Origin of the sequence: Serratia marcescens (genome assembly GCF_029846115.1) — a bacterium.
Lineage (GTDB): Bacteria > Pseudomonadota > Gammaproteobacteria > Enterobacterales > Enterobacteriaceae > Serratia > Serratia marcescens_L.
Genome location: NZ_JARVZZ010000001.1, coordinates 1,486,521 through 1,500,354, shown reverse-complemented (window position 1 = coordinate 1,500,354; position 13,834 = coordinate 1,486,521). Strand labels below are relative to the sequence as shown.

General features: G+C 51.7%; 14 protein-coding genes. 8 read left to right on the top strand and 6 right to left on the bottom strand.

Annotated features, from left to right (window positions below; all coding sequences use genetic code 11):
* Positions 1 to 182 precede the first annotated feature (182 nt).
* The 3 genes from QDT79_RS06880 (at position 183) to QDT79_RS06870 (ending at position 1,743) form a co-directional block, all read left to right on the top strand.
* Positions 183 to 386: a YbdD/YjiX family protein gene (locus tag QDT79_RS06880; protein ID WP_004953088.1), complete on the top strand. Its 204-nt coding sequence runs from the start codon at positions 183 to 185 to the stop codon at positions 384 to 386.
* Positions 387 to 407: 21 nt separating this feature from the next.
* Positions 408 to 1,370 (top strand): GTPase, encoded by a 963-nt coding sequence (yjiA, locus tag QDT79_RS06875; protein WP_308316331.1) that lies wholly within the window; start codon positions 408 to 410, stop codon positions 1,368 to 1,370.
* A 109-nt stretch (positions 1,371 to 1,479) separates the two neighbouring features.
* Entirely contained in the window at positions 1,480 to 1,743 is a 264-nt protein-coding gene (locus QDT79_RS06870) for a hypothetical protein (protein WP_063991538.1), read from the top strand.
* A 160-nt stretch (positions 1,744 to 1,903) separates the two neighbouring features.
* Here the strand turns inward: QDT79_RS06870 and QDT79_RS06865 are convergent, their stop codons facing one another.
* Positions 1,904 to 2,926, bottom strand: a complete 1,023-nt coding sequence (locus QDT79_RS06865) for a LacI family DNA-binding transcriptional regulator (protein WP_308316330.1) — start codon at positions 2,924 to 2,926, stop codon at positions 1,904 to 1,906.
* A gap of 284 nt (positions 2,927 to 3,210) precedes the next feature.
* On the opposite strand from QDT79_RS06865, the gene ascF reads away from it, so the two are divergent.
* Both ascF and QDT79_RS06855 read left to right on the top strand, forming a co-directional pair.
* The gene (gene ascF, locus QDT79_RS06860; protein WP_308316329.1) at positions 3,211 to 4,653 is read left to right on the top strand and encodes a PTS cellobiose/arbutin/salicin transporter subunit IIBC; all 1,443 of its coding nucleotides are present in this window, start codon (positions 3,211 to 3,213) and stop codon (positions 4,651 to 4,653) included.
* Positions 4,654 to 4,797: 144 nt separating this feature from the next.
* Positions 4,798 to 6,228 carry a 6-phospho-beta-glucosidase gene (locus tag QDT79_RS06855; RefSeq protein ID WP_308316328.1) on the top strand — a complete coding sequence of 477 codons (1,431 nt, stop codon included), beginning with the start codon at positions 4,798 to 4,800 and terminating at the stop codon, positions 6,226 to 6,228.
* Positions 6,229 to 6,267: 39 nt separating this feature from the next.
* Here the strand turns inward: QDT79_RS06855 and QDT79_RS06850 are convergent, their stop codons facing one another.
* The 4 genes from QDT79_RS06850 to QDT79_RS06835 form a co-directional block, all read right to left on the bottom strand.
* Positions 6,268 to 6,600, bottom strand: a complete 333-nt coding sequence (locus QDT79_RS06850) for a contact-dependent growth inhibition system immunity protein (protein WP_308316327.1) — start codon at positions 6,598 to 6,600, stop codon at positions 6,268 to 6,270.
* Positions 6,585 to 6,884 carry a contact-dependent growth inhibition system immunity protein gene (locus tag QDT79_RS06845; protein ID WP_308316326.1) on the bottom strand — a complete coding sequence of 100 codons (300 nt, stop codon included), beginning with the start codon at positions 6,882 to 6,884 and terminating at the stop codon, positions 6,585 to 6,587. The genes QDT79_RS06850 and QDT79_RS06845 overlap by 16 nt, the downstream gene beginning before the upstream one ends.
* Before the next feature lie 4 nt (positions 6,885 to 6,888).
* Positions 6,889 to 7,716 (bottom strand): RNase A-like domain-containing protein, encoded by an 828-nt coding sequence (locus tag QDT79_RS06840; protein WP_308316325.1) that lies wholly within the window; start codon positions 7,714 to 7,716, stop codon positions 6,889 to 6,891.
* Positions 7,717 to 7,865: 149 nt separating this feature from the next.
* The gene (locus QDT79_RS06835; protein WP_308316324.1) at positions 7,866 to 8,279 is read right to left on the bottom strand and encodes a putative T6SS immunity periplasmic lipoprotein; all 414 of its coding nucleotides are present in this window, start codon (positions 8,277 to 8,279) and stop codon (positions 7,866 to 7,868) included.
* A gap of 406 nt (positions 8,280 to 8,685) precedes the next feature.
* On the opposite strand from QDT79_RS06835, the gene QDT79_RS06830 reads away from it, so the two are divergent.
* The 3 genes from QDT79_RS06830 (at position 8,686) to QDT79_RS06820 (ending at position 11,633) form a co-directional block, all read left to right on the top strand.
* Complete coding sequence (locus QDT79_RS06830) at positions 8,686 to 8,994, top strand: hypothetical protein (RefSeq protein WP_308316323.1); 309 nt, start codon at positions 8,686 to 8,688, stop codon at positions 8,992 to 8,994.
* Between the two features lie 229 nt (positions 8,995 to 9,223).
* Positions 9,224 to 10,342 (top strand): HNH endonuclease, encoded by a 1,119-nt coding sequence (locus tag QDT79_RS06825; protein ID WP_308316322.1) that lies wholly within the window; start codon positions 9,224 to 9,226, stop codon positions 10,340 to 10,342.
* A 337-nt stretch (positions 10,343 to 10,679) separates the two neighbouring features.
* Positions 10,680 to 11,633, top strand: a complete 954-nt coding sequence (locus tag QDT79_RS06820) for a hypothetical protein (protein WP_308316321.1) — start codon at positions 10,680 to 10,682, stop codon at positions 11,631 to 11,633.
* Between the two features lie 98 nt (positions 11,634 to 11,731).
* On the opposite strand, the gene QDT79_RS06815 is transcribed toward QDT79_RS06820, so the two are convergent.
* Entirely contained in the window at positions 11,732 to 13,819 is a 2,088-nt protein-coding gene (locus QDT79_RS06815; protein WP_110157250.1) for a DUF262 and DUF1524 domain-containing protein, read from the bottom strand.
* Between the last annotated feature and the right edge of the window lie 15 nt (positions 13,820 to 13,834).

Sequence of the window (13,834 nt, the reverse complement as noted above, 5' to 3'; positions counted from 1 at the left end):
CAGTTATGCAGTACCGACATGAAAGCTAACCGGTACCCAAAGGATTTCGGGCCGCAGCAAGGCGGCAAGTGAGCGAATCCCCAGGAGCTTACTCAAGTAAGTGACTGGGGTTCGGGAATGCAGCCAACACCGCTGCGGTTCGAAAGACGAAGGGTAAGCAGGGTATTTGGGAGTAAGAAACTATGTTCGGAAATCTCGGCCAGGCGGGGAAGTACCTCGGGCAGGCGGCGCGCATGTTGGTGGGCGTGCCTGACTACGATACCTACGTCCAGCACATGAAAGACAACCACCCGGACAAGCCGGTGATGACCTATAAAGAATTTTTCCGCGAGCGCCAGCAAGCGCGCTACGGCGGCGACGGCAAAGGCGGCATGCGCTGCTGTTAACCCGCAGTCACAAGGACCTGTATGAAACCCATTGCAGTCACCATCCTGACCGGCTTTTTGGGCGCCGGCAAAACCACCCTGCTGCGCCACATCCTGAACGCCGAACACGGCTATAAAATCGCGGTCATCGAGAACGAGTTCGGCGAAGTGCCGATCGACGACGCGCTGATCGGCGATCGCGCCAGCCGCATCACCACGTTGAGCAACGGCTGCATCTGCTGCAGCAAGTCCAACGAACTGGCGGACGCGCTGCTGGATCTGCTGGACGGCGTCGACAGCGGCCTGCTGGCGTTCGATCGGCTGATCATCGAATGCACCGGCATGGCCGATCCCGGCCCGATTACCCAGACCTTTTTCTCGCACGAGATCCTGTGCGAGCGCTTCCTGCTGGACGGCATCATCACCCTGGTGGACGCGGCGCACGCCGAGCAGCAGCTGAGCCAGTTCAGCATCGCCCAGGCGCAGGTGGGCTACGCCGACCGCCTCCTGTTGACCAAAACCGACGTGGCGCCGGACTGCGAGGCGCTGATCCAGCGGCTGCAGCGGATGAACGCTCGCGCGCCGGTCTACCAGGTAACGCACGGCGATATCGATCTGAGCGTGCTGTTCGACATCGAAGGTTTTACGCTGAACGACAAGCTCAACCTGACGCCGCCCGCCCCGCTGTTCCGCCGCATCCCGCAGCCGCAGAGCGACATCCGCTCGATCGTAGTGACGCTGGAGCGCCCGCTGCCGCTGATGCAAATCTCCGACGTGATGGAAGGCCTGCTGCTGGAATACGCCGACAACCTGCTGCGCTACAAAGGCATTCTGTCTATCGAAGACGAGCCGCGCCGCCTGCTGTTCCAGGGCGTACAGCGGCTGTATAACGCCGACTGGGATCGGGAATGGCTGCCTGAGGAACAGCGCAAGAGTACGCTGGTGTTTATCGGCGTGGATCTGCCGGAGGAGGAGATTCGGGGAAGGATTGGGGGGCTGGGGTAAGGGCGAAAAACCGCGCCCACGGGGCACGCTGACGCATCGCAACGCGCTGCGCTTTAGCGACATCGCCGTGTTGGCATGCTAAAATATGACCAATAATGGAGGATGCCCCATGACCCAAAGAGCTATCGTTAACGTTGCCAGCTATGTCCATAAACTGGCTAAAGACCATGAAATTACACATTACCGCGACGGCATGAGCCGTATGGCGGTGGCCATTACCGGTCTGGCTGACGATGCTGTCGAATTGGATGAGGTGGAACAATTACTGGTTAACCTTAAACGAAAAGGTGTCCTGACCAAGTCTGAAATTCTCAGTCTTCAGGGGCGTTATTTCCGCGAACAGAGAGCCGTTCGCAAGAAATTCAAAGCATGATGTTTGATCCTTTCGGCGATTTTGATGCCAACGGCTATCTGCAAAATAAGGCCTGGATGGCTTGGATAAAGAAAATATCTCCTACGGCAGCATGGACGATCCTGAAGTACAGAAAATTTACATGACTTACCGTGGCGAAGAATAAGCCAATCCGACCGTTTTACCTCTTTTGAAAATACGGCCCCGCCGCCACCGAGTCGCGCTCGATCAGGCTGGCCGGGAAGCTGGGGCGTTTGCTCAGCTCGCCGCCGTCCAGCATCGACAGCAGGCGGTTGATGGTCTCCTGGATCATCTCGGTGACCGGCATCTTCATGCTCGACAGCGACGGCACGGTATAGGGCGCCAGCGGGATGTCGTCGAAGCCGATGACCGATACCGCCTCCGGCACCGCTACGCCGCGCTCCGCCAGCCGCTTCATCGCACCGATGGCCATCTCGTCGTTGCCGGCGACGATAGCGCTGAACGGTTGCCCGCCGGCCAGCAGCGCATCGACCGCCGCCACGCCGCTTTGCGCATGCCATTTCCCCTCGACGATCAACGCCTCGTTAACCGCGATGCCCTGCTGCGCCAGCGCGGATTTGTAGCCGGAAAGCCGCTCCAGCCCGGTGGGGGAATCGAGCGAACCGGTGATAAAGGCGATGTCGCGATGCCCGCGCACGATCAGGTGCGCCACCGCCGCCGCGCCGGCGGCGTGCTGATCGCTGAAGATGCAGTAGCTGTCGTTCAGCCGCAGCCGCCGGTTGATCACCAGAATCGGCTGGCGGTGTTGGGAGACGATCTCGTCCATTTCCGCAATCGACAGAAAACGCGGATAGATGATCACCCCGTCGCAGCGCAGATCCAGCAAAAACTGAATGGCGGCCCGCTCCTCTTCGGCGGTGTGCTTGCCGTCCGCCAGGATCAGCTGGCGGCCGTTCGCCTCCATGATGCGCGCCGACTGCGCCATCAGTTCGCTGAAATAGTTGCCGCTGTAGAGGGTGTTGGTGACCACCAGGCCGAGGGTTTGAGTGGTGTTGGTCGCCAGGCTGCGCGCCAGCAGGTTGGGCCGATAGCCGGTTTCCGCGATGGCTTTATCCACCAACGCGCGTTTCTCCTCGCTGACATAGCCGCTGCCGGACAACACGCGCGACACCGTCGCCTTTGAAACGCCGGCCTTTTTCGCCACCTCGAGTATCGTTGCCATCTGTGCGCCGCCAAAATCCATGGGTTCAGCGCAGTCTACCCAAGACGCCCGGCGTTTGGAACGCTTTCACGCCCCTGTGCGTCGATGCGTACTTACCTCTGGCGATCCAGATCACGAAAACGAAACACCAAAAATCATAGTTCTTGCCAACAACAAAACACCAATACATGATTTTGTGAAACCGGTTTCTTATGGGCGTTTCATACGAATGGAACGACGGATCGCCCAGGCAGTAAATATTCGCCTTTGGGCTATCCGAATTGCTATCTGAGAGACGACACGCCATGCCGAAGAACTACGCAGAGATCTCGCACGCCATCGTGGCCGCCCTGGGCGGCACGGGCAATATCGAGGCCATGACCCACTGCATGACCCGCCTGAGATTCGTGGTGAAAGACAAAACCCAGATCGACACGCCGGCACTGAAGGCCATCGATGGCGTGCTGGGCGTGGTGCACAACGGCGAGCAGTGCCAGGTGATCATCGGCAACGAGGTGGCCAAGGCCTATCAAGCGGTGCTGGCACTCGGCATGCCGAGCCCGGCGGCCCCCGCTACCCCGGTAAAACGCCAGCTCACCCTCAAGGGCATCGGCGCCGGCATTCTCGACGCGCTGGTGGGCACCATGTCGCCCCTGATCCCCGCCATCATCGGCGGCTCGATGGTGAAGCTGCTGGCGATGATCCTGGATATGGCTGGGGTATTCGAAAAAGGCTCCTCGACCCTCGTCATCCTCAACGTGATCGGCGACGGCGCGTTCTTTTTCCTGCCGGTGATGGTCGCCGCCTCGGCGGCGCTGAAGTTCAAAACCAACATGTCATTGGCGATCGCCATCGCCGGGGTGCTGGTGCATCCCAACTTTATCGATCTGATGGCCAAGGCGGCGCAGGGCCAGGCGGTGGAATTCGCCTTCATCCCGGTGACGGCGGTGAAATACACCTACACGGTGATCCCGGCACTGGTGATGACCTGGATCCTGTCGCACATCGAACGCGGGGTGGATCGCATCACCCCGGCGGTGACCAAAAACTTCCTCAAGCCGATGCTGATCGTACTGATCGCCGCGCCGATCGCCATTCTGCTTATCGGCCCGCTCGGCATCTGGATCGGCAGCGGCATCTCTGCGCTGGTCTACACCGTGCACGGCTACCTGGGCTGGCTCTCCGTGGCCATCATGGGGGCGATTTGGCCGCTGCTGGTGATCACCGGCATGCACCGGGTGTTCACCCCGACCATCATCCAGACCATCGCCGAGACCGGCAAAGAGGGCATGGTGATGCCTTCGGAGATCGGCGCCAACCTGTCGCTGGGCGGCGCTTCGCTGGCGGTGGCGCTGAAAACCAAGAACCGCGAGCTGCGCCAGACCGCGCTGGCCGCTGCCGCCTCCGCCATCGTGGCGGGGATTTCCGAACCGGCGCTGTACGGCGTGGCGGTGCGCCTGAAGCGGCCGCTGATCGCCAGCCTGATCAGCGGCTTCGTCTGCGGCGCGGTCGCCGGCATCGGCGGGCTGGCCAGCCATTCGATGGCCTCGCCCGGGCTGTTCACCAGCGTGCAGTTCTTCGATCCGGCCAACCCGATGAGCATCGTGTGGGTGGTGGCGGTGATGGCGCTCTCGGTGGTGCTGTCGTTCGCGCTCACGCTGATGCTGGGCTTCGAGGATCTGCCGGAAAACGCCGCCGCGCCCGGCCAAACCGCACCGGCGGCGAACGCCGCCAGCGCAACGCATTAACGTATATTTATACCCTAAATAGTTGGAGCGGCATCAAGGCGGCAAGAGAGCGAATCCCGATGAGCTTACACAAGTAAGTGATTCGGGTGAGTGAACGCAGCCAACACGGATGCAGCTTCAAGTATGACGGGTATTGAGGATTGCATGTCTGACTCAACATTCCCTAAAGGATTTTTATGGGGCGGCGCTTTAGCCGCCAACCAGGCGGAAGGCGGCTATCGCGAGGGCGGCAAAGGGCTGACCACCGTCGATATGATCCCGCACGGCCCGCACCGCATGGCGGTCAAACTCGGGCTGGAGAAGCGTTTTAGCCTGCGCAACGACGAGTTTTACCCCAGCCACGACGCCATCGATTTCTACCATCGCTACCGCGACGACATCGCGCTGATGGCGGAGATGGGCTTTACCGTGTTCCGCACCTCCATCGCCTGGAGCCGGATTTACCCCAACGGCGACGAGCTGGCGCCCAACCCCGAGGGCATCGCCTTCTACCGCAGCCTGTTCGAAGAGTGCCGCCAATACGGCATCGAGCCGCTGGTGACCCTGTGCCATTTCGACGTGCCGATGCACCTGGTGACCGAATACGGCTCCTGGCGCAGCCGCAGGATGGTGGAGTTCTTCACCCGCTACGCCCGCACCTGCTTCGAAGCCTTCGACGGGCTGGTGAAATACTGGCTGACCTTCAACGAGATCAACATCCTGCTGCACAGCCCGTTCTCCGGCGCCGGGCTGGTGTTTGAAGCGGACGAGAACCCCGAACAGGTGAAATACCAGGCCGCGCACCACGAACTGGTGGCCAGCGCGCTGGCGACGCGCATCGCCCACGAAGTGAACCCCGCTAACCAGGTGGGCTGCATGCTGGCCGGCGGCAACTTCTACCCGTGGTCCAGCAAGCCGGAAGACGTGTGGGCCGCGCTGGAGAAAGACCGCGAGAATCTGTTCTTTATCGACGTGCAGGCGCGCGGCGCTTACCCCTCCTACGCCGCCCGCGTCCTCCGCGATAAAGGCGTGAGCATCGCGATGGCGCCGGAAGACGCCGACATCCTGAAGCACACCGTCGACTTCGTCTCCTTCAGCTACTACGCCTCGCGCTGCGCCTCCGCCGACATGAACGACAACAACAGCAGTGCCGCCAACGTGGTGAAATCGCTGGCGAACCCGCACCTGCCGCGCAGCGACTGGGGATGGGGCATCGATCCGCTGGGGCTGCGCATCACCATGAACATGATGTATGACCGCTACCAAAAGCCGCTGTTCCTGGTGGAAAACGGCCTGGGCGCGCACGACGAGTTCAATGCAACAGGCGAGATTGAGGACGACTACCGCATCAGCTACCTGCGCGAACACATCCGCGCCATGGCCGACGCCATCGCCGACGGCGTGCCGGTGATGGGTTACACCACCTGGGGCTGCATCGACCTGGTGGCCGCCTCGACCGGCGAAATGAGCAAGCGCTACGGCTTTGTCTACGTCGACCGCGACGACCAGGGCAACGGCACTCTCGCCCGCACCCGTAAGAAATCGTTTTGGTGGTATAAGAAAGTGATCGCCAGCAATGGGGGGGATTTGGGGTAGGTTGAGGCTGATAAGGTTTGAGCGGTGGGGTTGGGGGGCTTAAATTCGTTTAAGCTGCTCCAGCTTTTGCTCTGTTTTTCGTTGCAATATGGCAAAGAACGCTACCGCTGTAGTGCCCCAGCTCTCCGGCATAAATTCATCTGAAAAATGCTCCGCCATGCCCTCGTTTATACGCCCCGCATAGGCGGCCTGAAATTCTTTAGTCTCCTCGAGGATATCGCGGATGACTTGACTGCCGTTTTGCTCAAGGAAGCCGTCAGTCACCCCCTCGGCCGTGTCGGCATCAGTAAACAGATCATAATCCTGACCGAAGTAAATACTGAATAAGCTACTGAGCTCGCTGAAGTGATTGCGAATCACGATGGTGCCCAAAGCGCTTTCACTGCAGCGCTTCTGGCCTGTTGCAGGAATGCGGAAACCGTGGTTCCCCATAGCTCCGGGCTGAAGGTAAAGCCGAAACGTTGATTGAATAATGACTCCACATTATCCTGCGCCAGTAGCTCATCGATCTCATTGACCAAAGCCTCGCGCTGCTGACGAGTCGCCAGACGAATGTACTCTGCGATCAGCGCAGTAATATCGCCCTCTGCATTTATCAGGTCATAATCTTGACCAAAATAAACGACGATCAGGTTATCAAGTTCGCTGGTTTTCATCGGCTTATCTCGCAGGGAAAGCGCTAAGGATAAAGTAAGGTTTGCCATTATAGCGGGTAAATTCAATCACAACGCCAACCCGGTGACATTGATAGACGTCAGCACTGCCGCGTAACACGCCGTAACCTACGGATTCTGTGAAATTGTGATACACGCTCAGACGACTGCCGGGAGACGCGTACCTCATCCAATTCACAATATCTGCGCGGTTCGCCTTTACCGTGACAGAAACATACTTTTCGGCCTCCTTTACCGATCTGAAGGTGCTTGCTGCGATCAGTTTCGGGCGCCTGGCTAGCCTGGCAATAAGCGCTTCCGGAGCTATGTTTATATGTCGAGCCAATGTGTGCCCGCCCGGATATTTACCGCTAACGGACTCGTGCTCAATCAGCTTAACCCGCCCCATGCGCACGGATGCGACTCTGGCTGCGCCAACCGCTCCGGCAAAGACAAAAGGCACGGCAATATCGACCGTTAAACCGACGTTATAGGCCGTTTCCCGATCGGCACCCAGTGTTTGCGCCAATAAAACGGCAGACTGATAAGTGTCAGTCGTCGTTGGCTGCCCGGTAATCATCTGGTTGGAAGCGGCCTTGATGCTGTCCAGGCTATGCGTTCCCACCACCACGCACCCGACTTTGGTGATAAACGTCGGATCCGGCGTATAGCACAACACCCCCGCCCCCATCAGCTCAACGACACCACCGGCAAGCCCCAAACCGCCGAGCAGACGGTTACTGAGCGTTTCACCTTCAGTGACACTCTCATCAGAAAGCACCGCCGCAAGCTGCACTGGCGATAAGGCAATACGCAGCTCATCTTCATTCGCCATGTTCGTTCATCCGTGAATTAGCAAAGCCGTATGAGTAACATAAGCTCTAGAAAGGATAAATACTGGAACGGTTAACGCCAAATTGACCTGCACCTTATCTGCAAGATTCGGACATCACTGAAGCACTGTTATTTCAATAGAGCGCCTCGTTATTGGATGTTTTCGATAGCAAAGTGATTATTGAATCTTTTCACTTTGAAGTGAGCGATAAAGGCCCTGCCGGAAACATCCTGCAGATTTCTGCGCTTATCAATCGGTATAAAATTCAGCCTCATGCTGTAGATATGATTTTCATGAAACGGGTAATCGTTCTGCGTAACGCAAATGCCCTTTTTCAGATCCTGATTCGCCACCTCAATCAATTTCTCATCCGTATCACCAATGAGATAGAGCGTATCTTGCATTTCGTTTTCCTTTGGTGACGGATAGATGCAGATGTCGCCATTCGCTTTAGCATGGGCAGTGATAGGGGTGTCCGGCGCATAGCGCTGATCGAGGCAGTCGCCAGTGCAGGCGCTCAGTAATGCTGCCCCGAAAGCGATAAGTAAGAAATTAGCTTTCATCATATTCCATTATTTATACATTTTCATGAATAAATATAATCCATGAATGGATGACTAATAATTCAACGCAAAGATGATATGCCGAATTGCGAGGTACATTCCAATCCTAAAAGTAAATAAACTGTAATTCCATACAGCTTATTTTTTCCTTTTACTGATAACGTTATAGTTTTTCCGCTGCGGCCAAATCCGCAGCCGGAGTTAGCGTTCCGAATCTGACATACTACCGCTGTATTATGTAATAATGCAGCAGCTTTAGTTCACTCCAAATAATGGTGGCTCAGGCGGGGGCTTCGCAAGAAGCGCCGGTTCGTATGTCCCGGTGACGCTAACCCCGTCTGGGCTACCACCCGAGTTTAGCGTCTCTGGTGATAGTCATTAACTAATGACATACGGAGATGCACCCATGACAAAGGTTCCCACTACAGAATCCGTTGCAAGCCCCCTTACCCTCTACCGCCAACTGTTTAACCACCTCGATCTTAGCGCTTTCAATCCCTCAGAACTTTTAGACCTGGCCGCCCTCTCTGCCGAACAGGCGGAAGGTTTGTGCCACGGGCTGATGCTGTTCGGCCACTTGCTGCAAAAGCACCCACAGCTGGATGCCGAAAACTGGGAGCAAATGAATCACTACCTCAACGCCACGGCACATCTGGTTCCTGCGTTGTGTAACCTGTATGGGCGGGCGTTGCGGGAGATGGAAGCCTGCGGCTAACATAAATGGCAATCAGGGCGATGCTCATCGCCCTTCCCACTCAGGATTTACAATAGATCTGACTGACATATCACAACAAAAGCATTCATCAAGGTAGGCATTTCCTCCCCTACCTGGCATAGTTAACGCATTCGGTAAATCGATGAGTTAACTGCTGGGTATTGATGCATACTGCTCTCGTCAGCAAGCACATTGCTCAGAGTCTACTCGGCAATGTGAGGGAGTGGTTTTGGCAACTGCAATAGAGGCGTTATCTTCAAAAGAATCCGTTTTAAAAGCCATCGAAGAATATAAAAAACTTGGCCGAGATGAATTCTTAAAACAACATAAAATTAAGCGATTTAAAAAACACACCCTTCTTTATAATGGCGAGAAGTACGATATACGAGGCATTGCCGCTAGAGCATACAGTGAGCAGCATGGCTATCCGTTAAAGGGAATCAACACCGATAGCGGAACGGAAAAAGCCATCCAATTTCTCAAAGTTCTCGGTTTTGAGATCGTCGAAACGCCACATCCTTTTGACTATTTAACCGAAGGCAAACTGTACACACGCAAAGCGCTGATCGAGCTCTACGGCGGGCAGCTGCAAGGCGGTATCTGGACCCCGCGGGAATTCTCGGTGATCTTTATCTTCACCGGAGAAAGCGGCGAAACCTACGGCTATAAAGATGGATGGACAGCCGAAGGCAGCTTCTCTTATACGGGAGAAGGCCAAAAAGGCCCTATGGAATTTATTCGGGGTAATAAATCCATCCGCGACCATAAAAAAGACGGCAAAGACATCTTCCTGTTCGAAGACAACAAGAAAGAAAAAGGCGTCCGCTATCTTGGCATGTTTGAGTGCGATTCTTGGGATCATATTCAGTGCTTAGACTTAGAAAATAACCTGCGGCAAGGCATTACCTTTAACTTGTTTAAAGTCTCATCACTGCACGCGGTTGAAGAAGAAGCAGAAACCGATGAAGCCGATACGCAGACAGAAACGCTCGAACAGTTGCGCAAGAAGGCACTGCAGTCCTCACAGCAATCTGGCCAGCGCCAACAGAGCGACAGCAAAAAATCCTGGTTCAAACGCAGCGAAGACGTAAAAAAATACGTGCTCAAGCGCGCCAATGGTATCTGTGAAGCCTGCGACCAGCCGGCCCCATTCAAGAGAAGGAACGGCGAGCCCTACCTCGAACCCCACCACACCAAACGCTTAGCCGACGAAGGCCCCGATCACCCGCAGTGGGTGGGCGCCATCTGCCCGACTTGCCATCGGCGGATTCATAGTGGGGTGGATGGGAAAGAAGTGAATAAGCAGCTGATGGGGAAGTTGGAGCTGAAAGAGTCTATAGAAAAATAGTTATACCATCCTATTTTTAAAAATATCATTTAATTTTATTTTCACCATAGCCGAAACGAAAATAGCTTCACATAAAATTTATTTATAAATCAAATAATTACAAGAAATCAGTAAAGCTCAGGGCTAACATCGTTAGCCCCATTTCAATAGAACTATATACTTGAATTCACCTCACCCAATAGTAACCAACATTAACTACTCCAGACACAATAAATATAAAACCAATAATTACACCCCTGACTTAAATAAGTGAAAAATAGTATAAAACAGATTCACTTACTCATTTTAATTTGTTATAAACCATTATATTGATAATTTATAAAGCGGAGATTTTCTTATGATTACTCGGCGTATAGCTTATGCTTATTATGATCCTAACTGGGACAAACGGATCCATGGTATTCCACTACTTATCCGTAATGAAGTTGAACCACTTGACTATCAATTAGTTATGAAAAGTCATTTAATTTGCCCTCAATGCTACGAACCCCTCATAAGAGTACCTTCAGATCCTGAATCGTCTATAATGTCTAATGGCCGAGACGCTTTATTTCGTCATTTGCCAGATCTTGATGCTCCTTTCTGCTTACTTAGAAGCGGGTCCGTTACAGGGAAACGTTACTCTAACGAAGAAGAGGCCAAGAAAGCTGTTGAGGACGAGGAATTAATCGTTATCAATGGATTTTTGCAAGAGAAGCCTGAGAATGCTCCTCGTGAACCTCACAATGGTGACGAACAGCCGATTGACACCTACTATGAAAGTAAAGATGGTCCGATTGTCAATGTCCCTGTAGCACGACATAATGGCCAAACATTTAAATTACCCAGCAAAATAACAAGCATTCAATCTCTTTGTGCCAATTTTAGAAAAAACTATTATAGGGAGATATTCATTGTTGATGAGTCAGGTCACTCTCTTCGCTATCTTTTCTGCGATACTTTAAAGGATGTCAATCACATAAACAATGAAGTTGAAATCCCTAATTTTTACTTTGGTCAGGTTTCTAAAATAGACAAGCATATTAATCACTCAACCATTTGGATTAAATTAGCAACTCCGAAGAGCTATGCCGATTTTAGAGTGAGAGTCCCGAATAAAGTCGCTGAGCCAAGAGGTATTGTTTCAGGTAAAGCTGAAAACCGCATAGTGGTGTTCTATGCATCAATTGAATCAGTAGGAACAGGATATTGGACCAAAGAACTTACCTGGGGTGAGGTTGCACTTTTACCTGACAAATACAAAGATTTTCTTCTGAACGATTATGAAAGAAAACTAAAAAATTATAAATAAATCATATAGTTATATGAAATATACTCATTAAATTAATTCTTAGACAAACGGTCCTTACATATCAGTAAGAACAGTTTGTCTAGTTTTAACAAATAAAACTAACTTTCCATCTGCCGTTCAAAAGCTTGAGTCACCAATGCCATTATATAAGATAAATCTTCTTTATTTTCAAAAGCAACCTCAACATCACCGTTCCCCCAGCGGCCTAACTTCGTCACGTCTCGACTCAAACCTCGAGGATCCTCGAGCTCCGAAATCGGAATGTTTAGAGAAAGTAATATACGCTTAGCCTGAGGAATAACATCCACAAAATTAACTTCGGCTTTATAAGCAATATAGAGTTTAAGGAACACTTCAGATACACAAGGATCAAGCGCTAATACTGCTTTTCGAAATACCTCAAACAGCACATTCACCTGCTCTTTTGCTAAGTGTGGATGATCGTCAATACTGTAGGAACGACTGATTTCATCTTCAGGTTTGTATGTATTAAGAACCTCTACGGACAGATCCACTGCTGGCCATACAATACTGGCTTTCTCAGCCATCGTTTTGGCTCGAGCTTGAATTGCAGGCTCGTCCCAGTTTTCTACAATGGATAATCCCTCATTCAAGCGAAGTGGGCTGTGCTTAAATCCACCATCCATGTCGCGCTTTTCAGTAAAGGATTTATTACTATACTCAGAGTTATAACCAGTCAACGTTAAGTTACCTAGTGTATGGCGCCAAGTTTCCCACACACGTTGCCATTCGGTACCGAGCGTCTTCTGCCATACTAAAGGTACTTTCTCCACATTATTATTACACTGAGGCATGATATGTTCGATGGTATATTCTTCGACATGAACACGCTCTTTGTGATTAAAGTTCTCAAATTTTCTAAGCCAATAACTACGACTTCTAAAATTATACAGATCGCGATGAGTTATTTCTCGTTTAAACTCGTCATCACTAGGAAAACGACGATATGAAGGAAGCATAATAAATGCCGCTTGAACACTTTCCAGATAGCGATCTTTTTTGAAACATTTACTGAGACCGGCAAACGTTTTATTCATTGAGTTGGTAGGAATAGCACATACTGCCCGACGGAAAACATAGCTTTCTATTAATCGCAAAACAGTAACGAACTCAGAATGTTGTAGCTTTTCACCCTGGTAATCATTATACAGCTCTAAAATGAGTGGATATGCCACGTCCATACGCAGTTCACGGATGTCCTGGAATACCTCTTTTAGTTTTTTGTCTTTTTCTACTCCGAGTACAATGGCGCAATAATACACCGCATATTGGTAAATATCAGCAACAACGGAATCAACTGACTGTTTACTCCGGTAGAAATGTTGCTTGAATGTCTCATAAACGTCGTCAACCTTCGGAATCTCGCCGGTTTTAACCGTTAAATAATGACGCATGAAGAAATCAAACTGTTCTGAGTAAGCCTCTTGGCCAAAAAGCAGTTCCATTTTTCGCCAGTAGTCATTATACAGCTCAGTTTGACTTTCGTTATCCAGCCCCATTAAAATGTAGTTTCTGATCAAATCAGCCTGACTCAACTTCTTCCCTGTTGAGTTCATACTCTCAAAAATCAACTGTGGATTGTCATAACCACGCTGCAATGAAATATCGACCACAATAAGCTTGTTAAGTCCTTTACATACTGTTTCCTGTAACTCTTTATTTTTTAATTTATCTTGGAAAAACTCAAAATTTTCTTTAATCCTGATCGAGTAAGCTTCCGGCTGCGATTTCCTGTCAACAATAGCGCGTAACGTTGCATTATCCGTTTGAGACAATACTAATTTATAACGTTTTTCGCCAGACAACAGCGGGTTGGTCAAATAAAATCCGCGTAGTTGTTCCTGATTAAACCCCTCGATAAACTCGTCTTGTCCTACAGCCTCAGCTAAGGCTGCGATTAACAAAGAGGCTGTAGTAACACGCTGTTGTCCATCGATTATGAGTAACGGAGACTGTGACGTAACAGAATAAAGGCCATGCTCAATATACACTACTGAACCAATAAAATGACCGTTATTACTTTCATCTTTACCGCAGCGAATAATATCGTCCCACAACTGCTCACACTCTTTCAAACTCCAAGAATAAAGACGCTGATAGATAGGTATAACTAACTGCGGGGCTGTGCGTAGAAAATCGAGTAATTTTGCTTCTTTGGCTTTCATCCTGATTATTCTCTT